Source organism: Burkholderia arboris, from assembly GCF_038723655.1.
Taxonomy (GTDB): domain Bacteria; phylum Pseudomonadota; class Gammaproteobacteria; order Burkholderiales; family Burkholderiaceae; genus Burkholderia; species Burkholderia arboris.
Genome location: NZ_CP109823.1, coordinates 1,153,661 through 1,178,663, shown reverse-complemented (window position 1 = coordinate 1,178,663; position 25,003 = coordinate 1,153,661). Strand labels below are relative to the sequence as shown.

The window sequence follows — 25,003 nt, the reverse complement described above, 5'->3', positions numbered from 1 at the left end:
CCGAGCGCGCCCCGGTTGGTTTATCGCGTGCTCGCCTGCTGCTGCATGCGCATCGCGGCCGACGGGCCGCCGGCCGTCATGCGCGTGTAGTCCGCGTTCGGCCCGGACGGCGGTGTCAGGTTGTCGGCGGCCGCCCATTGCGTCGGCGTCGCGGACAACGCATAGCGCATCGTTCCGCCATTGGCGATCGTGCCGAGCGGCAGCCAGGAACCCGCGTAATCGGCGCCGTTCACCTTCAGCGACTGGATGTACGCGAACGACGGACGGCCCGACGCATCCATCGCAACCTGCTTGTCGCTGTCGAGCCGCAGCGTCTTGCCGTTGCCGAGCCAGACGGTGATCCCGCCGAACTGCGGCGTGGACAACGCGAGCCCTGCTTCCGACGGAATGACCGGGAACATGCCGAGCGCCGCCCACACGTACCAGCTCGACGTCGCGCCCATGTCGTCGTTGCCCGGCAGCCCGTCGCGGCCGGTCGTGAACGCCTTCGACATGATGATCGGCAGGATGTACTGCGCACCGCTCGGTTGCCCGGCCCAGTTGTATCCCCACGGCGACTGGAACGACGGTTCGTTGCCGATATAGAGGTTCGTGGACGATTCGCCGCCGTTCAGGTCGGCGGAGCCCGGCACGGTCGAGAACGGCGTCGTGACCGCAAACAGGTTGTTCAGCCGCGTGACGGCCGCCTGCTTGCCGCCGATCGCGTCGATCAGCGCGGTCCAGTCCTGCGCGAAGGTCCAGAAGTAGTTCGGTTCCGTCGATTCATGGAACGAACCCTGCACGAGCGTACCCAGTGTGCCGGGCGCCGAACCGGACGGCGGTGCGTTGCGCGCGGCGATCACCTTGTTCGTGTAGTCGAAGATGTTGCGCCACCATCCTGCCCGCGTGTACAGCGTGCCGATGTTGTCCGGCGTCACGCCGACCGACGGCGCGTTCAGCACGCTGGCCGGCAGCGCCTGCAGGAACGCGGCGGCCGAGCGGTCGCTCAGCACGCGCTCGATGGTCGCGGACGACGAGTGGCCGTCATCGCTTTGCGACAGGTAGTGAGCCGTCAGGAAATTGGCGAGTCCCGCCGCACTCGTGCGGTCGTTGCACGCGCTCGACGGATCGAATACGGACTGCTTCGTCAGCCGCGCGGCCGACACCAGATCGAAATCGGTTGCGCCGAACTTGTACGCGCCGGCAATCACGTTCAATGCATTGTCGCCCGCCATCGGCGTCGAGTCGTCGCTGCCGTCGACCCAGTGCGGGAACGCGCCGCACTGCAACGCGTCCACGACCAGCGACTGCATCATGTCGCTCGATTCCTTCGGCGCGAGCATCGCCAGCAACTGCGCCTGCGACCGGTACGTGTCCCACAGCGAGAAGCCCGTGTAGTGATTGCCTGCGCCGCCCTGCGAACCATCGGCGCGCCGGAACGCATAGTCGCCGACCTTCGCCGTCGCGCGCGCCGGAATGGTGCCGGTCTGGTCGACCGACTTCGGATAGCTGCCGTCCGCGTTCCTCGGCTGGCGCATGCTGCGGAATTCGCCGTTCGAGTCGCTATAGAGCGTCGGCGTGCCGAACACGCGATAGAGCGCGGTGTAGAACTTCGTGAGGTTCGACTTTTGCGTCGCGTCCAGCACGGCGGGATTCGCGGCCTGGTCGATCTGGATCGTGTTGAGCCGGTCGTTCCACAGGCCGGATGCGTTCGTGCGGGCATCGTCGAACGCGAGTTTTTCGCCCTCGGCTTTCAGGTTGGCCTGCGCGTTCCGGATGCTCACCGACGAGATCCCGACCTTCACGGTAACGGTCCGGTCCGCATCGGTCAGGTCGAACTGCAATGTCGCCGCGCCGTTGCTGGCGGTGTTCACCGACGACGTGCCGGCCTGCTTGCGCAGCGGCTTGTCGAAGGTCGCGTAGAAATACACGGGCGCATTCCACACCGTGCCGTACGGCGTGCAGAATGCCGGCGCCACGGCCTGCCCGCTCATCGACTTGCCGTCGCTCGCGAGCGCCAGCGCGACGTTGTTCGCGGTGACCTTCGTGCTGCCCGAATCGCTGTTGCCGTTCAGCTTCGCATCGATCGAGAAGAAACCCTTGTCCTTGTTCGGATACGTGAAGCGTGCGAGCCCGGAGCGCGCGGTCGCGCTCAGCTCCGTCACGATGCCGTTCGCGAGGCGCACCTTGTAGTACCCCGGCTGGGCCGTTTCGTCCCCATAGCTGTACCCGATGCCGACCGGCCGCCCGCCCGATGCAATCGCCGTCGCCGCATCGGTCGGCAGCATCGCGACCGTGCCCTGCCCCGGGCAGCCGACGCCGCTCAGGTGCGTGACGCTGAAGAAGTCGATCGTGCCGCCCGAGCCGCCCGACGACAGGTAACCGCCCGAGCCGTTGAAGTTGTAGCGCGGCGTGTTCGGCCCGAAGTTCACCATGCCGAACGGCACCATCGCACCCGGGCTCACGTTGCCCGCGTAGCCCGAGTCCGCGTTGACCTGCGTGCCGATGAGCGGGTTGACGAACTGCGTCAGCTGCATGTTGGCACGCGTGGGCGTGGACGGTTGCCCTGGTTGCGACGGCTGGCCCGGCTGCCCCGGTTGCGATGGTCCCGAAGTCGACGGCACGTCTGCGCCGCCATTGCTGGCGGTCACGGTACCGTTCACGTCGTCGCCGCCACACGCGGCAAGCGCTGCACAGGTCAGCGCAGAGACGATCAAGAGTCTTGAATTTTTCATTTTTCGTTTAGTACCTTTGATTAAACGAATCATCCGGCGGCGATGCTGTTCCGCCGCGCCGCCAGGCTTGCGGCCTTGCGCGGCGCGACGCCGTCTGCCCCACCCAATCGGCGTCGCGCAGACTTCCGCTTGCGAATGCCCGGCGCCGGCCGCTGCCGCGGCGACCGTCGCCGGCCTCCTCCGTCATCCGGCGCGCTATCGCGCGGCCGGCGATTTGCCCCATGCCGACGGCGTGTCGTCCAGCCCGAACGTGAGCGCGCCGCCGTTGCTTACCTGCGCGAAATCGATCCACGTGCCCGTCAACGGCGCACCGTTCAGCGCGGCGTTCTTCACGTAGATCGAACCGGGATGGTCGGTATCGATCGTCAGCGTCTTGCCGTTGCCGAGCCGGATCGTCGCGTGCGGGAACAGCGGGCTCGTCAGCGTGAAGCCCGGCACGGCCGGAATTTCCGGGTAGAGGCCGAGCGCGGCCCAGACGAACCAGCCCGACGTCGCACCTTCGTCGTCGTTGCCCGGCAAGCCGGACGCCGCGGTCGTGAACTGCTCGTCGAGAATCCGGCGCACGAGCGCCTGCGTCTTGTCGGGGCGGCTCGTCCAGTTGTAGAGCCACGGCGTCGCGAAGGCCGGCTCGTTGCCGATCCACAGATGCGGGCTCTTCGAACCTGCATTCAGGTACGTGTTGAACGTGTCGAGTCGCGGCACGACCGCCGCGTCGCCGCCCAGCACGCCCATCAGCCCCGGGATGTCGAACGGCACCATCCACGTGTACTGCTCGACGTTCCCTTCGATTTCATCGAACGAATTCGCGACCCAGCTGCCGTCGCTGTTGCGATCGGACAGGCGCGGCAGTGTCGCGCCCTGGCTGCCGGGCGCGGCCGGATTGATCACGTTCTTCCAGTTCGCCGACCGTGCGAGCAGCTTCGCGGCGTTGCCCGTGTCGCCGAGCGCTTGCGCGAAGCGCGAGATCGCGTAGTCGGTCGTCGCATATTCGAGCGTCGTCGACGCCGTGCCGCCGCTGTGGCTGCTGTCGACCTGGATCGACGCATCGGCAGGCAGGTAGCCGTACTTCCGGTACTGCGCGAGCCCCGGCAGCGCCGTGACACCCTTGCATGCGGTGACGGCGCCCGACGCCGTGTCGAGCATGATCGACAGCGCCTTCTTTGCATCGAAGCCCGTCGCACCGTACAGGTAGCTCTGCGCAATGAGGATCGGCACGTTGTCGCCCGGCATCACGTCGCTGCTCGTATTGCCTTCGACCCACTTCGGGAACGCGCCGCCGCACGTCCCGGCATCGTCGACGAGCGACTGCATCATGTCGCCCGCGGCCGCCGGCTTCAGCCATGCCACCAGCGGCATCAGCGAACGGTACGTGTCCCAGCTCGAGAACGTCGTGTAGTGGATGCGGTCCTTGCCTGCATTAGCGGTCTTGCCGCCCATCGTCAGGTAGTCGCCGTTCGCGTCGCTGAACACGCTCGGCGCAAGCAGCACGTGATACAGCGCGGTATAGAACTTCTTCAGGTTGCCGGCGCTGCCGCCCGTGACCTGGATCGCATTGAGCGCCTGGTTCCAGGTCGCATCGGCCTGCGCGGCGATCTGGTCGAAGGTCTGCGTGCCGCTCTCGCCGTCGAGGTTGTCCTTCGCGTTCTTCACGCTGACGTACGAGATCCCGACCTTCAGGTTCACCGTCGACGGCGCACCGGACGACGACGCGAACGTCAGTTGCGCGCTACCGCTGCCGAGCTTCGCGGTAAACGGCTGGTCGACACGCGCATAGAAGTAGATCTTGTAGGTCTGCCCGCTGCTGCAGAAGCTGCCGCCCGTCATCGACCCCGACAGCGCCTGCGGATCGTTCGGGTCCTGCGCGATCGAGCCGCCCCACGACGCCGCGTTGGTCTTCGCCGCGAGATTGAGCTGCCCGCGCTGGCCGGCCGGCCATACGAAGCGCGCGATGCCCGAGCGCAGCGTGGCGCTCAGCTCGGTGCGAATGCCGTTGTCGAACGTCACGCCGTAGTAGCCGGGCCGCGCCGTTTCGTTCGCATGCTTGAACGCAGCCGGGCCGGATTGCCCCGCGACGGTCGGGAACACCGGCAGCGCGCCGCCCGCGCTGCAGCCCACGCCGCTCAGGTGCGTGAGGCTGAAGCCGGTGATGCTCGTCTGGCTGTAGTGATAACCGGGCGGGCTCCACGTGTTCGGCACGGACGGCGTGTCCGGCCCCCACTGAACCATCCCGGAGGGCATCGTCGCGGCAGGCGTCGTGAAACCCCCGAGCAGGTCTTCCGGAGCCGTATTCGCGATGTCGGGAACGAGCGGCGGAACCTGATCGGTGCCGATCATCGGATCGACGTACTGCGTCAGCTTCAGATCCTGCGCCACGGCAGGCACCGCAGGCGCGGCGGGCGTACCGGGAGACGCGGCAGGCGCGCCCGATGGCGCGACAGTCGTGTTCGCGGGCACCACGCCTGCGGCCATCGGCGCCGGCGTGCTGTCCACCGAATCGCCGCCGCATCCGGCGCCTCCTATCGCGACCGCGATGGCCGCCACTATCCAGCGTGCACTGTTCGTCAACGTAGGCCTCCTGTGCCGGGACTGTTTTGTGCTGCGTTCCCAGGGGCTTACAGTGCCGTAACAACTGTTTATTCACCACAAGAAGTTTCCCGAATTTTCAGTTTGTTTAACTAAACAATCGGGAGTTAAGTGGCTTTGGGTACACATTGCCGGCGCTTGTTGCGTTGCAGCGGGACGGGCGACGGACGTGCATCGACCGGCGCCCGGCGAATCCGGGCGCCATCGGCACTCAGGGATGCGAACGAATCGACGAGGCCGGCGTCAGCGCGGCAACGTCCTCAACGACGACGGCCCGCCCGTCAGCACGATCCGCTTGCCCGTATCGCGCAGCTTGCCGCCTTCGACCGCATACAGCGCAAGCTGTCGTTCGACGTTGAACTGCACGATCACGTGCCGGCTGTCGGCGGTAAACACGATGCCCTGCGCGGCTTCGCCACCGGGCAACTCGCTCACCTTCACGGCCTGTCCGTCGCGGATCGCGAACAGCAGCACCTTGCCGAGCTTGTGGCGGCCCGGGTTATCGGCCGTCAGGTTCGAGCCGTCCATCGCCTGCACGGCGATCCACTTCCCGTCCGGCGAGATCGCAACGCCTTCCGGCAGCGACGGCACCGTCAGGTACTGGACCGTGCGGAACGGCACGCGCGACACGTCGATCAGCGCGACCGAATCGGCGTCGCCCGCAAGCGTGCCCGTATAGCCCGGCAGCCCGGCGAGCCCGACGTTGCTGACGACGGCCCAGCGGTTGTCGCTCGACACGTCGATCGTGTAAGGCGCGACGCCCGTGCTCAGGCGCGTGCCGCTGTCGGTCACCTTGCCGTCGTCGACGTTCAGCACCGCGACGCCCTGCTCGTCGCGCAACGACACGAGCGCATGCTTGCCGTCGTGCGTGAAGCTGATCCCGGCCAGCCGCTTCTTGCCGATCTTCAGGTTGCCGTCGAGCGTCACGTGCGAGCCGTCGATGCGCAGGATCGACACGCTGCCGTCGACATTGGCGACGAGCGCGAGCCGGCCCGAGCGGTCGATCGCGATCCCTTGCGGATGCGTGCCGAGCTCGATGCGCGTGATCGCGGGCGGCGTGGTATCGAGGTTCACCACCTGCAGGAACGTGTCGAACACGAGCTGCTTCGCAGCCGTGTCGTAGCGCGTCGGCGCACCGACGAGCGCGAGCTTCGCGTCGGGCGTGATCGCGACGGCCTGCGGCGGCCCCTGGATGCCGTTCTCGACGTCGACCTGCAGCGCGACCTTCGGCGGGAACGTGCTGGCGTCGAGCAGCGTCAGCGTGTCGGCGGGCGGGGACGGCAGATAGGTGTCGCGGCCCTCGACGCGCTGGTACTTGCCGTCGTTGCCGGACACGATCCAGTCGGCGGCGTGCACGGCGACGGCCGTCGTGGCGAGGGTCAGCGCGGCGAGCAGGCGCGCGCTGCGCAGGCGGAAAGGATTCGATTGCATGGCGGTCGGTTCTCCGGATCGGTTGCGGACGCAATGGATTGCCCGGCCCTGCTGCTCGACGGGCCGGTGCCACCGCATGATGCCCGAAAGCGCGCGACTCCGGAGTCTCGCGCCCCGCTCCGTCAGGCCGCCGGCCGCGCGCCCGGCGACCACTGGGCGGCTTCGTCGAGCGGATACACGGGCCGCTCGAGCCGCGCGTAGCGGAACAGTCCGTAGTCCGAGCCCGTCACGCCGCGGCTGTCGCATTCGACCAGCGCGGCCGCGATCGGCACGAACACCGGCCGGCAGTACATCCGCGACTTCAACAGCAGGAAGCGCGCGCGGCGCGGATCGACGCCGACGCTCTCGAACACGCCGAGGTCCCACGGCTCCTGCGTCCGCTCGGTGACGACGAGCGTGGCCGTGCCGATATCGAGCACGGCCGCGCGGCCCATGTACGCGCGTTGCCCCGTGTAAGTCGGCCCCGTGATCACGTATTCGCCGTCGGTGATCGCACGCACGACGCCCGTCGCACGGAACGGCTCGCGCCGCACGCCACCGTGCGACGGCAGCCGGTTGCCGACCGGCACCGTGACGGTTGCGCCGACGCCCGCGTCGATCAGCGCGGCGACGGCTTCGGGGTCGCACAACGGCCCGCTGACGATGCCGTCGAGCCCGTGCGCGAGTGCCGCCTCGAGCAGGTCCATCGTGTCGCACGGGCCGCCCGACATGCAGTTGTCGCCGTGATCGAGCATCAGCACCGGGCGATCCGCGCCGTGCGCGAGCGCCGCAGCCTGCGCAACCGATTCGGCCAGCGGCGCGCTGCGATAGACGAAGTCGTCGCGCGCGTCCCAGATCTGCCGTGCGATGCGCTCGGCCACCGCGTCGGCCGCGGCGCGGTCGCCGTCGGCCACCACGATCACGCTGATGCATGGCGCGGGAATATCCGCGAGCGAGAAGCCGGGCAGCACCGATACCGCCAGCATCCCGTCGGCTTCCGCCGCGCGCGCGGCCTCCACCGCGCGCCGCATCGCGCCTTCCGCGCTCGCGCTGCGCAGCGTCGACGTCATCAGCGGCGGCTGCCGCCACGCGAGCACCGGCCGTGCGCGGCCTTGCAGCCGGTCGAGCAGCACGCGCGCCGCATGCTCGCCGGTCTCGAACATGTCGACGTGCGGATAGGTCTTGAAACTCACGATCACGTCCGCGTGATCGATCATCTTCTGCGTGACGTTCGCGTGCAGGTCGAGCGCAACCGCGATCGGCGCATCGGGGAGCGCCGCGCGCACGCGCGAGAGCAGGTCGCCCTCGCCGTCCGCGCTCTGCTCGGCGACCATCGCGCCATGCAGATCGAGCATCACCGCGTCGCAACCGGGCGCGGCCGCGACGATCGCATCGCAGATCGCCGCATACGCGTCGGCCGCGACGGGCCCGCTCGGGTTCGCGGCTGCCGACACGGGCGTCACGATGTCGGCACCTTCGCGCTCGGCCGCGTCGATGAACGCGGCCATCGCGGTGCGCATCCCGCGATTCGCGCGATACGCATCGTCGCCCCAGTCGGGGCCGTTGCGGCCGAACGCGGCGAGCGGCGTCGGCACCGGCGAGAACGTGTTGGTCTCGTGATTCATCCGGGCGATCAGGATCTTCATCGCGCGCCCCCCTCCGCGAGCGCGGCCACACCGCGCATGCGTTCGTTCATCTGCATAACCCGCATCGTCCAGCTCCCCGCAATCGATATCGGCGCGCGGCGCCCCGCAGGACGCCGCCGCACGTCGCTCAAGCGTACCCCGTCGTCCCCTTCGTTTCCAGATACTCGACGAGGCCGAACTCCGCGTACTCGCGTCCGTTGCCCGAGCGCTTGTAGCCGCCGAACGGCGCGGCCGGGTTCCACGCCGGGTAGTTGATGTGGACGTTGCCGGCGCGCAACCGCGCCGCGACCCGGCGTGCGCGCTCGAGATCCTTCGACTGCACGTAGGCCGCGAGCCCGTACACCGAATCGTTCGCGAGCGCGACGGCTTCTTCCTCGGTCCGGTAGGTCATGATCGACAGCACCGGCCCGAAGATTTCCTCGGCCGCAATCGTCATCGCCGGCGTGACGTTCGAGAATACCGTCGGCCGCACGTAGAAGCCGTCGCCGAGCCCTTCCGGCCGACCGGGGCCACCCGCGACGAGCGTCGCGCCCTCTTCGATCCCGAGCCGGATGAAATGCTGGATCCGGTCGAACTGCGTGCGGCTGACAACCGGCCCGATACCGGTTTCGGCCGAACGCGGATCGCCGACGACGGTGCGCTCCGCCTCGCGCCGCGCCGCCTGCTCGGCCCGCGCCAGATGATCGGCATGCACGAGCATCCGCGTCGGCGCATTGCACGACTGGCCGCTGTTGCTGAAGCAGCTGCGCGCGCCACGCGCGACCGCGTCCTCGATATCGGCATCGGGCAGAATCAGGTTCGGGCTCTTGCTGCCGAGTTCCTGATGCACGCGCTTCACGGTATCGGCGGCCGCCTTCGCGACCTCGACGCCCGCACGCGTCGAACCCGTGAACGACACCATGGCGACATCCGGATGCCGCGACAGCGCGTCGCCCACCTCGTGCCCGTAGCCGTGCACGAGGTTGAACACGCCGGGCGGCACGCCGGCCTCGTGCAGGATCTCGGCGAACAGGATCGCGCTGAACGGCGCGATCTCGCTCGGCTTGAGCACCATCGTGCAGCCGGCCGCCAGCGCCGGCGCGACCTTGCATACGATCTGGTTGATCGGCCAGTTCCACGGCGTGATCAGCGCGCACACGCCGATCGGTTCGTGCGACACCAGCAGCGAATCGGTCTGCGTGCTGAAGCGGAACGACTGCAGCGCCCGGATCGTCTGTTCGAGGTGCGCGGTACCGACCGCGGCCTGCATCGCGCGCGCGAATGCGATCGGCGCGCCCATCTCCTGGCTGATCGTCTGCGCGACTTCTTCGTAGCGGCGCCGGTAGATCTCGAGGATGCGCTGCAGCAGCGCGACGCGCTCGTCCACGGACCCGTGCGAGTACGTGTCGAAAGCCCGCTTCGCCGCGCCGACCGCACGGTCGACGTCGGCCGCGCCGCCGATCCTGAGCTGCGCATACGGCCGCGCGCTGGCCGGATCGATCACGTCGATCGACCGCGCATCGGCGGGATCGAGCCACTGGCCATCGACATAGGATTGTTGTGCTGTTCGCATCGAATGCTCCTGACAGGAAAGATGCCGCGCTCAGCGCGTCGCCCGCGCATAGGTGTCGACGAGGATGTCGCGGATCTGCGCGACGAACCAGACGATTTCGTCGCGCGACATCACGAGCGGCGGCGAGAACTGCACGATCGGCGTGCCTTCGTGATCGACGCCCGCGCGGCACAACAGCCCCGCGTCGAAGATCGCGGGTGCGAGCATCGTCGACACGAACGCCTGCGCGCTGATGCCGGCCGCCCAGCGTCGCGCGGCCTTGTCGGTCACGAGTTCGAGCGAGTAGTGGTAACCGTCGCCGCGCACGTCACCGACGCACGGCAGTTCGAGCAGCCCGTCGAGCGTCTGGCGGAAGACGGCTTCGTTGTTGCGGACGTTCGCGAGCACGCCTTCGCGTTCCATGATCGCGAGGTTCGCGAGCGCGGCCGTGCAGGCGACCGGATGGCCGCCGTACGTCGCGCCGTGCAGGAACATCTGCTGCGGCCCGTCGAGCACCGTGTCGACTACGGCGTCGCTCGCGATCACCCCGCCGAGCGGCACGTAACCCGACGCGATGCCCTTCGCGAACGTGATGATGTCCGGCTTCAGCCCGTAGCGCGCCGAGCCGAAATACTCGCCGAGCCGGCCGAACCCGCAGATCACCTCGTCCGCGACCAGCAGCACGCCATGCCGGTCGCAGATGTCGCGCAGCCCGGCCGCGTAGCCGGCCGGCGGCGTCAGGCTGCCGCCCGCGTTCTGCAGCGGCTCGACGACGATCGCGGCCACCGTATCCGGCCCTTCCTGCACGATCAGCGACTCGATCTCGTCGAGCAGATGGCGCGTGAACTGCGCTTCCGTCTCGCCCGCCGGGCGCCCGTAGCGCTTCGTATTGCCCACATGCCGCACGCCCGACATCAGCGGCTCGAAATGCTTGCGGAAGTTCGTCATCCCGTTCAGCGCGAGCGCACCGAACGACGTGCCGTGATACGCGACGCGCCGCGCGATGAACTTGCGCCGCTGCGGTTCGCCGCGCGACTGGTGATACTGGCGCACCAGCTTGATCGCCGATTCGTTCGACTCCGAGCCGCTCGACGTGAAGAACACGCGGTTCAGCCCCTCCGGCGCCAGCGCCGCGAGCTGGTGCGCGAGCCGGATCGCCGGCTCGTGGCCGTAGCCCCAGTTGGTCGCGAACGGCAGCCGCACCATCTGCTCGCGGATCGCATCGCCGATCTCCGCGCCGTGGCTGTAACCGACCTGCACGCAGTACAGCCCGGCCAGCCCGTCGAAATAGCGCTTGCCGTTGCGGTCGACGAGCCAGCAGCCTTCGCCGCGGTCGAACACGGTCAGCGCGTTCTCGCGGTAAGCATCGGCATGCGTGAAGTGCATCAGCAGATGGCGCTTGCCGAGCGCCTGCAGGTCCGCATCGAGATTGACGTCAACAGCGTTCATGGGTCACTCCTCCTTCAGGGTTTCAGAACCGACGCGCGGCCGGTCGTTCAATTCATCGACAGCGTCGGCGCCGGGCGCGTGAAGCCGCGCGTCAGCCACGCGAGCTGGCAGAGCCCGAGCACGAGCCAGCCGATGCCGACGTAGAACGTCTGGCGCGACAGCCCCGCCCAAAGCCACACGTTCATCGCGAAGCCGACCGCCGGCATCAGGCCGAACGTGATCCAGCCCGCCGCTTGACGGTGCTCGGGCCGGCTCAGATAGCTGCGCATCACACACAGGTTCACGACCGCGAACGCAACGAGCGCGCCGAAACTGATCATCGTCGACGCGAGATCGAGCGTGATGAACAACGCGGACAGCGAGACGAAGCCCACTGCGAGCGTCGCGCGCACCGGCGTGCGCAGCCGTGCATGCAGGTGCCCGAACACGCGTTCCGGCAGCACGCGGTCGCGGCCCATCGCGAACAGCACGCGCGTCACGCTTGCCTGCCCGGCCATCGCGCTCGCGAAGCAGCCGGCCACGTACACCGCGACGAAGAACGTCGACAGCGTGCGGCCGCCGACGCGCCCCATCAGCTCGAGGCTGGCCGAATCGAGATCCTTGAACGCGTGCCAGTCGGGAAACACCCGTTGACCGGCATACGCGATCAGCATGAACAGCAGGCCGCTCGCGAGGGTGCAGAGCAGGATCGCGCGCGGCACCGTGCGCCGCGGCTCGCGCGTTTCCTCGGACAGCGTGGTGACCGCATCGAAGCCGAGAAACGACAGGCACAGGATCGCGGAGCCGGCGAAGATCGCGCGCGCATCGCCCGACGACGGCAGCGCGATGGCCATCGACAGCCCTTCGCCGGTCGCGACATGCGTCGATGCAATGACGAAGATCGCGATGAACACGAGCTGGCTCGCGATCAGGATCAGGTTCACGCCATTGACGAGCCGGATGCCGACGATGTTCAGCCCGGTGACCAGCGCGATGCTGCCGACGATCCACACGCTGGCCGGCACGCCGGGGCAAATCTGTTTCATGTAGATGCCGATCGCGAGGTAGCTGATCATCGGAATGAACAGGTAGTCCATCAGCAACGCCCAGCCGACCATGAAGCCGGCCGACGTGCCGAAGTTGCGGCTCGCGAACGTATAGGCCGACCCGGCGCTCGGCATCAGCCGCGCCATGTGGCCGTAGCTGCGCGCGGTGAACAGCATCGCGACCAGCGTGACCGCGTACGCGGCCGTCAGGTGCCCGTTCGTCTCGCTCGTGACGAGGCCGTAGGTCGTGAACACCGTCATCGGCAGCATGTACGCGAGGCCGAAGATCACCAGCGTCGAGAGCCCGAGCACATGCGGTTTGCGGCGTTCGTCCGGGTCGCTCCGATACGCCTGCGCGCCGAAGTCATGCGTCGCGGCGACCGATGCGGTTCGACCGGGCCTGTCGTTGTCCATGCTGTCCTCACGTGGGTGGCGTCCATGACCTCAAACACGCGTGCGTCCGGCGCGGCCGGCAGAGCACGACTGGAAGAAAGTGTGGTTCGCCAAAAACTCGAGGACGAATGAGAAAAGCGGACGTAATCGGGGGATATTTTCGGACACGATGCCAGGCATCGCGCCATTGAGCCGTGCATGCTGCTGTGCGGCACTGGCATTTTTCGGACATTCCGGCTATGTTCTACGCGACCCCGTCACCGCATCGGCACCATGGACAGCCGTTCCCTTCGAAACCAGAGCCGGGCCGAGCGCAGCCTGCGTTCGGCGCTCGGCCTCGCGCGCCCGGCAGGGCGCCAGGAAGACATTCCGGCCACCGTCCACGCGATCGCGGTCGCGCTGGACGAGTGCCGCGTGCGGCACATCGACGGCGCCGCGCTGCTCGAAGGCACGGGGCTCGGCGCGGACGAAGTCGCATCGCCGAACCTGCACGTGAATCGCGGCCAGGAACAACGTTGCTTCCGCAACCTGCTGCGCTGCAGCGGCGTGCCGTCGATCGGGCTGTCGATCGGCGCGCGGCTGCATGTGTCGACGCTCGGCCTCGCCGGCTACGCGATGCTGATCAGCGGCTCGGTGATGCAGGCGTTCCGGTGCATGGGCCAGTTTCCGCTGTTCATGGGGCTCTATTTCGACGTGCGCATCGACGCGCACGCGAGCGGCATGAGCGTGACCATCGGCCGCTACAACGGCGAGCCCGATCTCGAGGTGTTCCAGGTCGACATGTGCCTGTCCAGCCTGCGCCTGATCGTGTCCGATCTCGTCGGCAAGCCGGTGTGGCCCGAACAGCTGCAGCTCGCACGCCGCACGCCGCGCAACGCGACCGACTACGCGCGCCACTTCGGCTGCCCGGTCGCGTTCAACGCGGGCGACAACCGTCTCGTGTTCACGTCCGTGAACGGCACGGAAGCGCCGCGCCTCGCGAACGCAGTCAGCTTCAATGCGCTGCACGGCCAGTGCGAGGTGCTCGAACGGCAGTGGGCCGCGTCGGTCGGCACGCGCTTCGCCGATCGCGCGAAGGAATTGATGGCGCGCGACCTCGCGCGCTTCAAGTCGATGACGTCGCTCGCCGGCGCACTGCACCTGACGGAACGCACGCTGCGCCGGCGGCTCGACAAGGACGGCATCACGTTTCAGTCGCTGCTCGACGACGTGCGTCGCGACGAAGCCGTACGGCTGCTCGACGATCACACGCTGACGGTGGCCGCGATCGCCGAACGGCTCGGCTACAGCGAGCCGCGCAGCTTCCGTCATGCGTACCGGCGCTGGACCGGCAGGACACCGCGCGCAGACCCGGACGTCGACGCGTGAACCGGATGCGCTACCGCTTCGCCCTGACGCGCCGCGGGCGCGCGCACCGCCGCGTCATGTCGGCCTGAAGCCGCTTCGCCTGGCTTTCGAGAATCCGGCAGAACGCTTCCGTGAAGGCACTGCCCGGCCGCAGCGACGGGCGCAGCATCGCGATACGGCGCGGCGGAATCGTCTCGATCGGCACGAACGCGAGCCCGGTCGCATCGATCGATGCCGCCGTCAGGCTGTCGACGATCGCGCGGCGCCCGGCGAGCTGCACCATCCGGCACGCGAGCGCCGAGCTCGACACGCGCGCGTGGATCGCGTGCCGGTTCTCGGACGCCGACAGCAGCGCCTCGAGTTCGGGAATGCCTTCCAGCGCATCGACGCTCGTCAGCCCGCCGGCTTCGAGATCGGCGAGCGTCACCGCCTGCCGCGTCGCCAGCGGATCGTCGGCACGCATCGCGCAGACGATCGTCGAATCGAGCAGGTGCTGCTCGGTGACGTTGCGCATCGCGCGAAACGGCGCGCAGATACCGAGATCCATCTGCTGGCTCTCGACGAGATCGAGCATCCGCTCCGCGTTCTCGATCGCGACTTCGACGAACACCTTCGGATACGTCTCCTGGAACACGGTGATCGCTTCGGGCAGCAGCCGCTCCGTCACCGCCGGATACGCGCAGATGCCGAGGCGGCCGAGCGTGCCGGCACGCAACCCGTCCGCGAGTTCGTTCAGCGCATGCAGGCTCGCGTTGGTCCGCTCGGTCTGCTCGAACAGCAGGATCGCTTCGGCCGTCGGCAGCAGCCGGCCCTTCTCGCGCTTGAACAGCTCGACGCCGAGGCTTTCTTCCAGCACCTTCAACTGTTTCGTCACCGCCGGCTGCGAGATGTGCAGGTTGCGTGCCGCCGCCGTCAGCGTCCGGCATCGCACGACCTCGTACAGCAGTTCGACCTGGTGATAGTTGAGCGTTCGCCTTGCCATGTGCCCCTCTCTTCGACGCTGGATACGCGCAAGAGCATAACCCACGGTTATAGGGCGCGGTCCGACAATGTATTGGCGGAACAGGCCGGAATTCGATGAAATCACGGCTTTGAACACAAAAGCGGCCGCAACGGGCAGGTCGGGAGACACAACGATGCAGACTATGTCGAGCTCACGGGCGCAGAAGCCCACGAAATTCCGGTGGTTCATGGTGTTCCTCGCGTTTCTCGCGATCGTCACCAACTACATGGACCGCGCCAACCTGGCGGTCGCGCTGCCGTACATGAATACGGAGCTGCATCTGTCGTCCGCCGAATCGGGTCTGATCCTCGGCGCGTTCTTCTGGACCTATGCGGCGTGCCAGATCCCGGCCGGCATGCTCGTCGACCGGTTCGGCGCGAAGCTCGTGTTCGCGGGCGCCGTCGTGTGGTGGTCGGCGTTCACGATGGCGACGAGCCTCGCGCGCGGCGGCGCATCGCTGCTCGGCCTGCGCTTCCTGCTCGGCGTCGGCGAAGCCGGCGCGTTCCCGTCGGCGACGAAGTTCGTCGAGCGGTGGTTTCCGCCGACCGAACGCGGCCTCGCGTCCGGCATCTACGATTGCGGCGCGCGCGGCGGCACGCTGATCGCCCTGCCGATCTGCACGGCCATCATCACCGCGTTTGGCTGGCGCGCGTCGTTCATCTTCACCGGCGTGATCGGTCTCCTGTGGGTCGTCGTCTGGCTGCTGGTCGCGAGCGAGTTTCCGTCGCAGAGCCGCTTCGTCAACGAAGCCGAAGCGAAACACGTCGGCCAGGATGCGCCCACCGAAAAGCGTGCGCCGGTCCGCATCAAGTGGCGCGAGCTGTTCACGTCGCGCGTGGTGTGGGCGATGTCGCTGGGCTTCGCGTGCCAGGGCTACGTCGTCTACTTCTTCATCACGTGGTACCCGACCTACCTCGTGAAGGAGCGCGGCTTCAGCCTGCTGCAGCTCGGCTTCTACGGCATTCTGCCGGGCCTCGCGGGGCTGGTCGGCTCGTGGGTCGGCGGCTGGATCTCGGACCGGATCGCCGCGAGCCATTACGGCCTGAACTTCGCGCGCAAGTTCTGCATCGTCGTCGGGATGGCGCTGAGCGCAACGATCGGCCTCGCGGGGCTCGCGTCGCAGGCCTGGCTCGCGCTGCTGCTGCTGTCGATCGCGTTCTTCGGCGTATCGGTCGCCACGTCGAGCATTCTCGCGCTGCCAGCCGACGTGTCCGCGCGCGGCGAACGCTCGGTGGCCGGCACGGTGGCCGGCTTCCAGAACTGCATTTCCAATCTCGCGGGCATCGCGAGCCCGGCCGTGATCGGCCTGCTGAAGGATGCGACCGGCTCGTTCACGCCGGGCCTGATCTCGGCGTCGGTCATGGCGATCATCGGCTGCCTGATCTACATCTTCATGCTCGGGCCGATCCGTTCGGACGTGCTCGAGCACGTCGTCGCCGACTGACGGGCACGCAGCCGTTCACGCGCAATCCGCCCGCTTATTCAACGAGGAAAACATGCTTTGCGATTCACCGAAGGTGCCGTTTCTTGCCCAGGGTTCCGAGCAGGACACGGAGAAGGTTTCCGCCACGTTCGCCGTGCTCGGCGCGCCCTACGGCGTGCCGTACGGCCCGGCGCTGCTGCACTGCGACGCGTCCAACGCGCCCGACAAGGTGCGCGAGCGCAGCTTCCGCTACGGGCGGCAGGTCGGACACTATGACTTCGACCTGCAAGGCACGCTGTTCGGCGACACGGGCGCGACGTGCGTCGATTGCGGCAACCTGCCCGGCACGCTGGACGTCGCGCGCAACGCGGCGGCCGTCACGTCCGCCGTCGCGTCGCTGCTGGCGCGCGGCGCGATTCCGGTGGTGCTCGGCGGCGACGACTCGATTCCGGCGCTCTGCGTGCGCGCGTTCGACGCGTACGGGCCGCTGAACGTGCTGCAGTTCGACGCGCACCTCGACTTTCGCGACGAAGTCGACGGCGAGCGGCACGGCTATTCGAGCCCGATCCGGCGCATTCGCGAGATGCCGTTCGTCAAGCGGATCGTCCAGGTCGGCCTGCGCGGCAGCGGCAGCGCACGCACGAGCGACGTGGAAGACGCATTGTGCTCGGGCAACGTGCTCGTGCCGGCCGACGTCGTGCACGATGAAGGGATCGAAGCCGTCACGCGGCACCTGGTGGACGACGCGCCGTGGTTCGTGACCGTCGACATCGACGGCCTCGACCCGGGCATCGCGCCGGGCGTGGTCGCACCGATGCCGGGCGGCCTGACGTTCCACCAGGCGCGCGGCATCCTCCGCCATCTGTGCGCGCAGACGCGCCTCGCGGGGATCGACGTCGTCGAATATCACCCGGCGCTCGACGTGCGCGAGATGACCGCACTGACGATCGTGCGGCTGCTGACCAACGTGATCGGCACGAGCGCGCGTCGCATGGCGCGGTAACGGCTGCAGGCGTCGAGGCGTCCGACGAGCGCGGACGCTTCGGCGAAACATGCCGGGAGACGGCCTGGCGCAGCTTCATCCAGGCAACGATCTCGCCACATAATTCGGAATTCGAATTATTTCCCTCAGCACTCCGGTGCGACCCTCTTCGCCGCCGCCGCATGACCGGCCACCCATCGCCGCGATCGTTCCCCACGGTAGACGCGATTCATCGATTGCTCTATACTCGCCCCAACTTCATCACAAAACGCATGATCTCGTGCGCAACGTGATGTCATTTCGCACTTCGTTGCGTATGCATCCGTTTCGCCACGTCAAAGGGGCCACCGGCCCCAGCGGTCGGTTTCAAGCCGCCCGCATCCATGCCGTCTTCGCAGGACGGTGCCCTGCTCGAACGCGCCTCGTCGTTACGGCGCCGCCGGGCCGAACCTGACAATCAGACGAACGCAGCATCGCGTTCACCCGACCGCCAGCCGCACATCGGTGCAGCCGGCAGCACTGTTTCCGTCAGTTCAATCGCGGCCATGCCGGGATCACGAACTTCCATCGCGACGCCATTCGGCGTCATCGTGGCGCGTGCCTGCGCGCGTGCCGCACCGGATTGAGGAGGCGTATCTTCATGACTCGACGCACTGTCCAGCTGGTGGGCAGCCTGGTGGCAATCATCGCAGTCGGATGGGCATTGGCGCGCGGCATCGGCGCCGACACCTTCCACCAGCGCGCGGACGATCTCGCCTACTACGCGGGCCAGCACATGCTGCTGGTCGTCTATTCGATGACACTCGCCGTCGTCGTGGGCGTGCCGGCCGGCGTGCTGCTGAGCCGCCCGCGCTTTCAGCATCAGGCCGAGCGCTTCATGCAGGTCTTCAACATCGGCAACACGATCCCGTCGCTCGCCGTGCTGGCCATCGCACTCGGCATCTTCGGCATCGGCAGCGTGCCCGCGATCGTCGCGCTGTTCCTCGCGTCGCTGTTGCCCATTACGCGCAACGCCTACGAAGGCATGAAGAACGTACCGGCCGCGCTGCGCGAGGCCGCCAAAGGCATCGGCATGACGGGCTGGCAGTCGCTGGTTCGCGTGGAATTGCCCGATGCGCTGCCGATCATCGTCGGCGGCGTACGCACCGCGCTCGCGATCAACGTCGGGACGGCGCCGCTCGCATACCTGATCGGCGCGGACAGCCTCGGCTCGCTGATCTTCCCCGGCATCTACCTCGACAACCAGCCGCTGCTGCTGCTCGGCGCGTCGCTCACCGCGATCCTCGCGCTCGTGCTGGACGGTATCGTCGCGGCCGGCAGCCGCCACTGGCTCGCACGCCACGGAGGTACGGCATGACGCTTCACCGCACCCTTCGATCGCTTGCACGCCTGTGCGCCGCCGGCGCGTTGTGCTTCGCGGCCGGCGCGCCGGCCTTCGCCGCAAAGCTCGTGCTGGGCGCGAAGAACTTCACCGAGCAATACGTGCTGGCGGAAGTCACGTCGCAATATCTGCGCTCGCGCGGCTACGACGTGGAAGTCCGCTCGGGCCTCGGCAGCACGCTTGCGCGCAGCGCGCTGGAAAACGGCCAGTTCGACCTGATGTGGGATTACACGGGCACGGCCGCGCTGGTCTACAACAAGATCCAGGACAAGCTCTCGCCCGAAGAAATGTACCGGCGCGTCAAGGCGCTCGACGTGCCGCGCGGGCTCGTGTGGCTCGACGCGTCGCCGCTCAACGACACCTATGCGATCGGCCTGCCGAGCCGGCTCGCGCAGGCGACCGGCATCCGGACCGTATCGCAGCTCGCCGAGCACCTGAAGACCGATCCGGCCGCGAAACACTACGTGTTCGGCATGGACGCGGAATTCGCGAACCGTCCCGACGGCCTGAAGCCGCTGCTTGCCGCCTACGGCATGCAGTTCAGCCGCGCGCAGTTGAAGCAGATGGACCCGGGGCTCGTCTACACGGCGCTGCACAACAACCAGCTGAAGATCGGCCTCGTGTACACGACCGACGGACGCGTGAAGGGTTTCGGCATCGTGCCGCTCGAGGACGACAAGCACTTCTTCCCGCCGTACAACGCGACGCCCGTGGTGCGCAAGGACACGCTCGAGCGCAACCCGAAGCTCGCAGCGCAGCTCAACGCGCTGTCGGCCGCACTCGACAACGACGTGATGCAGGCGATGGCCAAGGCGGTCGACCTCGACGGCAAATCGCCGCGCGACGTCGCCGACGCGTTCCTGCGCACCCATCCGCTACCGTGAAGGAGACCCGATGAGCGTACTCGACTATCTCGCCTCGAGCTGGCCCGAGCTGCTGCAGTTGACGCTGCAGCACGTGTGGCTCGTCGCGATCGCCGTGGGCTGCGCGATCGTCGCGGGCGTGCCGCTCGGCATCCTCATCAATCGCCACGACTGGCTCGCCGGGCCGCTGCTCGGCATCGCCACGATCGTGCTCACGCTGCCGTCCATCGCACTGTTCGGCCTGATGATCCCGTTCTTCTCGCGCTTCGGCCAGGGCATCGGCGCCGCACCCGCGATCACGGCCGTGTTCCTCTACTCGCTGCTGCCGATCATGCGCAACACCTACCTGGCCTTGCACAACGTCGATGCGGGGATCAAGGAAGCCGGCACCGGCATCGGCATGACCGCGTGGCAGCGCCTGCGGCTCGTCGACCTGCCGCTGGCGGTGCCCGTGATTCTTGCGGGCGTGCGCACCGCGGTCGTGATGAACATCGGCGTGATGACGATCGCCGCCGTGGTGGGCGCAGGTGGCCTCGGCACGCTGATCCTGCGCGCCATCGGGCAGAGCAGCATGATGAAACTGCTGGTGGGCGCGGTGCTCGTGAGCCTGCTCGCGATCGTCGCCGACCGGCTGCTGCAGATGCTGCAGCGGGCATTGACACCGAAGGGAGTGCAGAAGACATGATCGAACTCGACCAACTGACCAAGACCTTCACGCGCAAGGACGGCCAGGCCGTGCGCGCGGTCGACGCCGTGAGCCTGTCGGTGCCCGCAGGGGAAATCTGCGTGTTCCTCGGTCCGTCGGGCTGCGGCAAGACCACCACGCTCAAGATGATCAACCGGCTCATCGCCGCCACGTCGGGCCGCGTGCTCATCAACGGCGAGGATACGGCGCAGCTCGACGAAGTCGACCTGCGGCGCCACATCGGCTACGTGATCCAGCAGATCGGGCTGTTCCCGAACATGACGATCGAGGAGAACATCACCGTCGTGCCGCGCCTGCTCGGCTGGGACAGGAAGCGCTGCGCCGACCGCGCGCGCGACCTGATGTCGATGGTCGCACTCGATCCGAAGCTGTACCTGAAACGCTATCCGCGCGAGCTGTCGGGCGGGCAGCAGCAGCGCATCGGCGTGATTCGCGCGCTGGCCGCCGATCCGCCCGTCCTGCTGATGGACGAGCCGTTCGGCGCGGTCGATCCGATCAATCGCGAATCGATCCAGAACGAGTTCTTCCAGATGCAGCGGCAACTGAACAAGACCGTGATCATGGTCAGCCACGACATTGACGAAGCGATCAAGCTCGGTGATCGCATCGCCGTGTTCCGGCGCGGCCAGCTCGTTCAGTACGACCACCCCGACACGCTGCTCGCGCGCCCGCGCGACGAATTCGTCGCGCAGTTCGTGGGCCAGGACAGCACGCTCAAGCGCCTGCTGCTCGTGAAGGCCGGCGACGCCGCGACACAGCCCCCGACGGCGCGCGTCGATACGCCGCTCGCGCATGCGCTGGCGGTGATGGACGAAACCGACTGCCGCTACCTGACCGTGCTCGACGACGCCGGCCGCACGCTCGGCTACGTGACGCGCCGCGCGGCACGCACCGGCGGCGGCGTATGCGGCGAACACGTGACGCCGTTCCCCGCCGGCGTCTCGGCGGACGACAACCTCCGGATCGTGCTGTCGAAGATGTACCAGTACAGCGCATCGTGGATGCCGGTGCTCGACCCCGACGGCGTGTGGCTCGGCGAGATCACGCAGGACTCGATCGCCGCGTACCTCAGCTCGGGCCGCTCGCGCCGGCAGACGGGCCAGCCGCCGGGCAGTCCCGCCGATGCGGTCGCCGCGGCCGCCACGCACTGATTCGTCTCCGAAGCCGGTGCGCCGCCGCACCGGCTCCGGGAAGCGAATCGATGGCATGCGCGATGCACGCATACGTGCGGCCAAGTCTGGCGATCACTCGCCGCTTGAACAACCTTCCATCAAAACCTGCCATACGAAAACCGGCACGCGGACGCCATTTCCGTCATCCGGATTGCTTGCACACGTAATCCATGACCAGCGTCTGGATGGAGTCGCGCTCGACATAGCGGTAATCATCCGGATCTTCGCGGGAAACATGAACCTGGCCCGGCTGTGTTCCGGTCATGCTCGTTTTGCCCAACGCCCATGTCTTGTTCGCGCAGTCGAACGACCAGTCGGAAACGATGCTTTTCACCGGAAACGGCGCCGAGTACCGGCGCGGTTCGGCATAGACGAGCCTGACCGTCACCCAAGTATTGAGCGGGCCACGTTCGACGGAAGCGGGATCGGCATAAAGCTCGACGGCCGGCCCGGGGCCTAGCGTGACCCAGTTCCCGGCCCATGCGCCGTGGGCGACGAGCGCAATCCATCCCCCTGCGATCCAGCTTCTTTTCATTGTCTTCCCTTGAATCCCATTCGGTGAATTCCAGCAGCCTGATTCTACGTTCTGCGCCGATGCGACATTCGCGTGTCGTTTTTTTCACCGGCGCCTGAAGCCTTTCGACTGACCGAAAACCAGTCGCACATCTCGATCGCGCATCGAAGACATTCAACATCCGGAATGCATCGCGAATCGCATGAAATCGACTCGCGTAGAATGCCCGCAACCATTCATCCGAGCGGGCCGCCCTTCCATTCCACTCGCATCGGCACAACAACACCAACGAGCGCCGTGACCTCCGCCGTCGCCGCCGCCTCGATCAGGCGCGCACGACCGCGACGATCGTCGACCGGCGAAGCCTTCATGAGCAAACCGATCCTGTATCTCCTCGCCGGCAACGGCAGCGCGGCCGACTGGTGGGACGATGCGCTGCCGCATTTCCGTCACTACCGGCCCGTGCCGCTGGAACTGCCGGGCTTCGGCGATCATCCCGCGCCGCCGTGCGAGGACCTCGCCGCCTACGCGCAAGCCCTGCTCGACGCGACCGAACCGGGCCACGCGATCATGGCGGTCGGCGTGAACGCGCTGCTGGTGCTGCACGCGTTGCAGCGGCGCCCCGGCCACTTCGGCCGCAGCGTGCTGCTCGCACCGGTCGGCGCATTCCTGTGGGAACGGCGCCTGCCGAAGCTGATGGCGCCGAAGCCGCTACGCAAGACCATCCACTGGCTGCTCGCGCACCACCCGGCGCTGTTCGCCCGCAAGTTCTCGAACCAGACCTGGACACCCGCGCAATATCGCCGCATGGGCGCCGGCTATGCGCGCTGCCGCGCGTTCCTGCCGCACTGGGATCTCGTGCGCGCCGATACCGCATTGCCGCTGCTCGAGTGGATCAACGATCGCATCGAACTCGTGTGGGGCGATCAGGACGCCGTGCTCGGCGTGCGCCAGGCTGCCGCGTGGTCCGCGATCCTCGCGCGTGCCGATCTCACCGTCACGCTGCAGCCCGGCTGGGGCCACTATCCGTGGATCGATGCGCCGGCGGCATTCGCGCAGTGGCTCGAAGCCGGCGACACGGGCTTCGTCGCGCATACGAAAGGCGGGCGCCTCGCGCTGGCCGCGATGGCCGGGCTGCCCGTGCCGCCCGCGCTGTCGCTGACCCGCGCCGACGATCCGCGCCTGCCCGGCTTTCTCGCGAACCAGCCCGACGCCGAATGGGCGGTCCGCTCGTCGAGTCATGGCGAAGACCAGGCCGATGCGGCCAACGCGGGCCTGCACACGACGTTCCTGCGCGTACCGGCGTCGCAGGCAGCGGCGCGCGTGGCCGAGCTGCTCGACGGCGGCCTCGAGGAAGCCGTCGTGCAGCGCTTCGTCACGCCCGTGCTGTCCGGGATCGCGTTCGTGCGCCATCTCGCCGCCGAAGTCGAATGGGTGGAAGGCCACCTCGAAACGCTCGCCGACGGGCAGGCGAGCCCGCAGCGCGCCATCCTGTCGCGGCTCGGCGAACCCTGGCAGCGCGGCACGTTTCCGGACACGCACGGCCTGACCGCACAGCAGCTGTGGGCGTTCCTGCAACGCGTGCTGCGCGCGTTCCACTACGTGCCGGGCGATGTCGAATGGGCGTGGGACGGCACCCGGCTGTGGCTGCTGCAGTACCGCCCGATCAGCAGCTACGGCTGGCACCGGCACCTGACCGCCGCGAACATCGCCGAGATCCTGCCGCCGCAGCCGAGCCGGCTGGTCGAGTACGCGCAACGTCGCGCGGCCGGCAGCATCCCGGCCATCATGGCGCGCTGGGATGCGCGCGTGCTGCGCGACAACGAGCCGTTCACCGCACTCTATGGTGACGCGTCATACATCAACAACGACCTGTTCCTCGCCCGTCTCGCGGACTGGGGGGTATCGGCCGCGAACTACAGCGGCGAAATCGGCGGCGCGACGCCGCCGCTGCGCTGGCGGCCGCTGCGCCTGCTGCGTTCGCTGCCGGTGTTCTGGCGCATGCTGCGCGTCGCGCGCGGGCATCTGCCGACACTCGCGCACGGCCTGCAGCGCTTCGACCAGGAGCTCGCGGCACTCGTCGAACAGCGCACCGACGGCCAGCAACTGGCCGACTGGTTCACGCGCTTCTACGTGTTCGTCGTGCAGGGCAACCTGTGCATCGCGTCATCGCTGGCCAGCAGCGGCGGCGCACTGTGGGGGCGTCCGCCGACCGCATACGACCAGCTCGACGACAGCCCGCACCGCTTGCCGTGGGAAACCGATCCGGGCACCGCGCGCGCCGCGGCCACCGACCTGCCGCTGCAGGCGTTTCCCGACTGGCCGCTGCCCATCCGCGTGCTGCACGCGCTCGGCGCGCCCGGCATGCGCGGCTGGTATCTGCAGGTGCGCGAGTGGTATCGCGACAACCTGATGCGTGTGTTCTTCCGCCTGCATCACGCGATGCCGGCCGCCGATCGCGACACTTGGTTCGCGCCCCATCCCCAGCGCCGCGAGCGCAACGGCAGCTTCTGGCAGGACGGCGGCGAGGGCACCGACGAAGCCGCCGGCTTCATGATCTATCCGGGCCACATGCAAGGTGTGCTCGGCCACGACATCCTGCTGGAAGACTCGCTCGACCCGGGCCGGCACGCGCAATACCAGGCCGCGCGCGCGGTGATCGCGCGCATGGGCGGCCGGCTGTCGCATGGCGCGACGCTGCTGCGCGAACTGCGCAAGCCGTCGGCCGTGCTGCCGCGTGTCGATGCCGCGTGGGTCGGGCGCGAGGTGCGGCTCAGCGACGGCCAGCTGACGCTGGTCGAATAGATGCCCGCCTGGGGATCGAAGGGGCCGGCGCGGCGATCCGGACGCGCATGACGCGC

Annotated in this window: 19 protein-coding genes; 8 read left to right on the top strand and 11 right to left on the bottom strand. The window is 67.9% G+C overall.

Translation table 11 applies throughout. The annotated features are described in order from the left end of the window. Nucleotides 1-20 precede the first annotated feature (20 nt). The 7 genes from OHZ10_RS37810 to OHZ10_RS37780 form a co-directional block, all read right to left on the bottom strand. Entirely contained in the window at nt 21-2,516 is a 2,496-nt protein-coding gene (locus OHZ10_RS37810; protein ID WP_342706214.1) for a GH92 family glycosyl hydrolase, read from the bottom strand. A 393-nt stretch (nt 2,517-2,909) separates the two neighbouring features. After that, the gene (locus OHZ10_RS37805; RefSeq protein WP_342706213.1) at nt 2,910-5,279 is read right to left on the bottom strand and encodes a GH92 family glycosyl hydrolase; all 2,370 of its coding nucleotides are present in this window, start codon (nt 5,277-5,279) and stop codon (nt 2,910-2,912) included. 261 nt (nt 5,280-5,540) lie between these two features. Next, a complete protein-coding gene (locus OHZ10_RS37800) occupies nt 5,541-6,728 on the bottom strand; it encodes a YncE family protein (RefSeq protein ID WP_342706212.1) in 1,188 nt (395 codons plus the stop codon). Between the two features lie 122 nt (nt 6,729-6,850). After that, on the bottom strand, nt 6,851-8,353 hold the full coding sequence (locus OHZ10_RS37795) for a M81 family metallopeptidase (protein ID WP_342706211.1): 1,503 nt from the start codon (nt 8,351-8,353) through the stop codon (nt 6,851-6,853). Between the two features lie 127 nt (nt 8,354-8,480). Then, on the bottom strand, nt 8,481-9,905 hold the full coding sequence (locus OHZ10_RS37790; RefSeq protein WP_340625842.1) for an aldehyde dehydrogenase family protein: 1,425 nt from the start codon (nt 9,903-9,905) through the stop codon (nt 8,481-8,483). 30 nt (nt 9,906-9,935) lie between these two features. Further along, nucleotides 9,936-11,333, bottom strand: a complete 1,398-nt coding sequence (locus OHZ10_RS37785; RefSeq protein WP_059241234.1) for an aspartate aminotransferase family protein — start codon at nt 11,331-11,333, stop codon at nt 9,936-9,938. Between the two features lie 47 nt (nt 11,334-11,380). Next, nucleotides 11,381-12,772 (bottom strand): APC family permease, encoded by a 1,392-nt coding sequence (locus OHZ10_RS37780; protein WP_342706210.1) that lies wholly within the window; start codon nt 12,770-12,772, stop codon nt 11,381-11,383. Between the two features lie 252 nt (nt 12,773-13,024). Between OHZ10_RS37780 and OHZ10_RS37775 the strand changes: the two genes are divergently transcribed. Beyond that, nucleotides 13,025-14,119 carry an AraC family transcriptional regulator gene (locus OHZ10_RS37775; protein ID WP_059241232.1) on the top strand — a complete coding sequence of 365 codons (1,095 nt, stop codon included), beginning with the start codon at nt 13,025-13,027 and terminating at the stop codon, nt 14,117-14,119. Between the two features lie 10 nt (nt 14,120-14,129). Here OHZ10_RS37775 and OHZ10_RS37770 read toward each other — a convergent pair whose 3' ends face one another. Further along, nucleotides 14,130-15,080, bottom strand: coding sequence for a LysR family transcriptional regulator (locus tag OHZ10_RS37770; protein ID WP_059241231.1), 951 nt, complete (start codon nt 15,078-15,080; stop codon nt 14,130-14,132). A 163-nt stretch (nt 15,081-15,243) separates the two neighbouring features. Here OHZ10_RS37770 and OHZ10_RS37765 point away from each other — a divergent pair, with 163 nt between their 5' ends. Next, on the top strand, nt 15,244-16,545 hold the full coding sequence (locus tag OHZ10_RS37765; protein WP_059241230.1) for an MFS transporter: 1,302 nt from the start codon (nt 15,244-15,246) through the stop codon (nt 16,543-16,545). A 52-nt stretch (nt 16,546-16,597) separates the two neighbouring features. Beyond that, a complete protein-coding gene (locus OHZ10_RS37760; protein WP_340625839.1) occupies nt 16,598-17,527 on the top strand; it encodes an agmatinase in 930 nt (309 codons plus the stop codon). A gap of 436 nt (nt 17,528-17,963) precedes the next feature. Here the strand turns inward: OHZ10_RS37760 and OHZ10_RS37755 are convergent, their stop codons facing one another. After that, a complete protein-coding gene (locus OHZ10_RS37755) occupies nt 17,964-18,095 on the bottom strand; it encodes a hypothetical protein (RefSeq protein WP_256087691.1) in 132 nt (43 codons plus the stop codon). Nucleotides 18,096-18,146: 51 nt separating this feature from the next. Here OHZ10_RS37755 and OHZ10_RS37750 point away from each other — a divergent pair, with 51 nt between their 5' ends. From OHZ10_RS37750 to OHZ10_RS37735, 4 genes are read left to right on the top strand one after another with little or no spacing between them, the layout of a single operon-like run. After that, entirely contained in the window at nt 18,147-18,863 is a 717-nt protein-coding gene (locus OHZ10_RS37750; RefSeq protein ID WP_256087690.1) for an ABC transporter permease, read from the top strand. Further along, nucleotides 18,860-19,771, top strand: a complete 912-nt coding sequence (locus OHZ10_RS37745; protein ID WP_059241227.1) for a glycine betaine ABC transporter substrate-binding protein — start codon at nt 18,860-18,862, stop codon at nt 19,769-19,771. The genes OHZ10_RS37750 and OHZ10_RS37745 overlap by 4 nt, the downstream gene beginning before the upstream one ends. 10 nt (nt 19,772-19,781) lie before the next feature. Beyond that, complete coding sequence (locus OHZ10_RS37740; protein ID WP_059241226.1) at nt 19,782-20,435, top strand: ABC transporter permease; 654 nt, start codon at nt 19,782-19,784, stop codon at nt 20,433-20,435. Continuing rightward, on the top strand, nt 20,432-21,607 hold the full coding sequence (locus OHZ10_RS37735; RefSeq protein WP_059241225.1) for an ATP-binding cassette domain-containing protein: 1,176 nt from the start codon (nt 20,432-20,434) through the stop codon (nt 21,605-21,607). Before OHZ10_RS37740 ends, OHZ10_RS37735 begins: the two co-directional genes overlap by 4 nt. A 163-nt stretch (nt 21,608-21,770) precedes the next feature. Here OHZ10_RS37735 and OHZ10_RS37730 read toward each other — a convergent pair whose 3' ends face one another. Both OHZ10_RS37730 and OHZ10_RS37725 read right to left on the bottom strand, forming a co-directional pair. Beyond that, complete coding sequence (locus OHZ10_RS37730; RefSeq protein ID WP_174993565.1) at nt 21,771-22,163, bottom strand: surface-adhesin E family protein; 393 nt, start codon at nt 22,161-22,163, stop codon at nt 21,771-21,773. 215 nt (nt 22,164-22,378) lie between these two features. Next, complete coding sequence (locus OHZ10_RS37725) at nt 22,379-22,513, bottom strand: hypothetical protein (RefSeq protein ID WP_256087687.1); 135 nt, start codon at nt 22,511-22,513, stop codon at nt 22,379-22,381. On the opposite strand from OHZ10_RS37725, the gene OHZ10_RS37720 reads away from it, so the two are divergent. Further along, nucleotides 22,512-24,947: a PEP-utilizing enzyme gene (locus OHZ10_RS37720; protein WP_342706209.1), complete on the top strand. Its 2,436-nt coding sequence runs from the start codon at nt 22,512-22,514 to the stop codon at nt 24,945-24,947. The two genes, OHZ10_RS37725 and OHZ10_RS37720, sit on opposite strands and share 2 nt — an antisense overlap. The last annotated feature ends 56 nt before the right edge of the window (nt 24,948-25,003 follow it).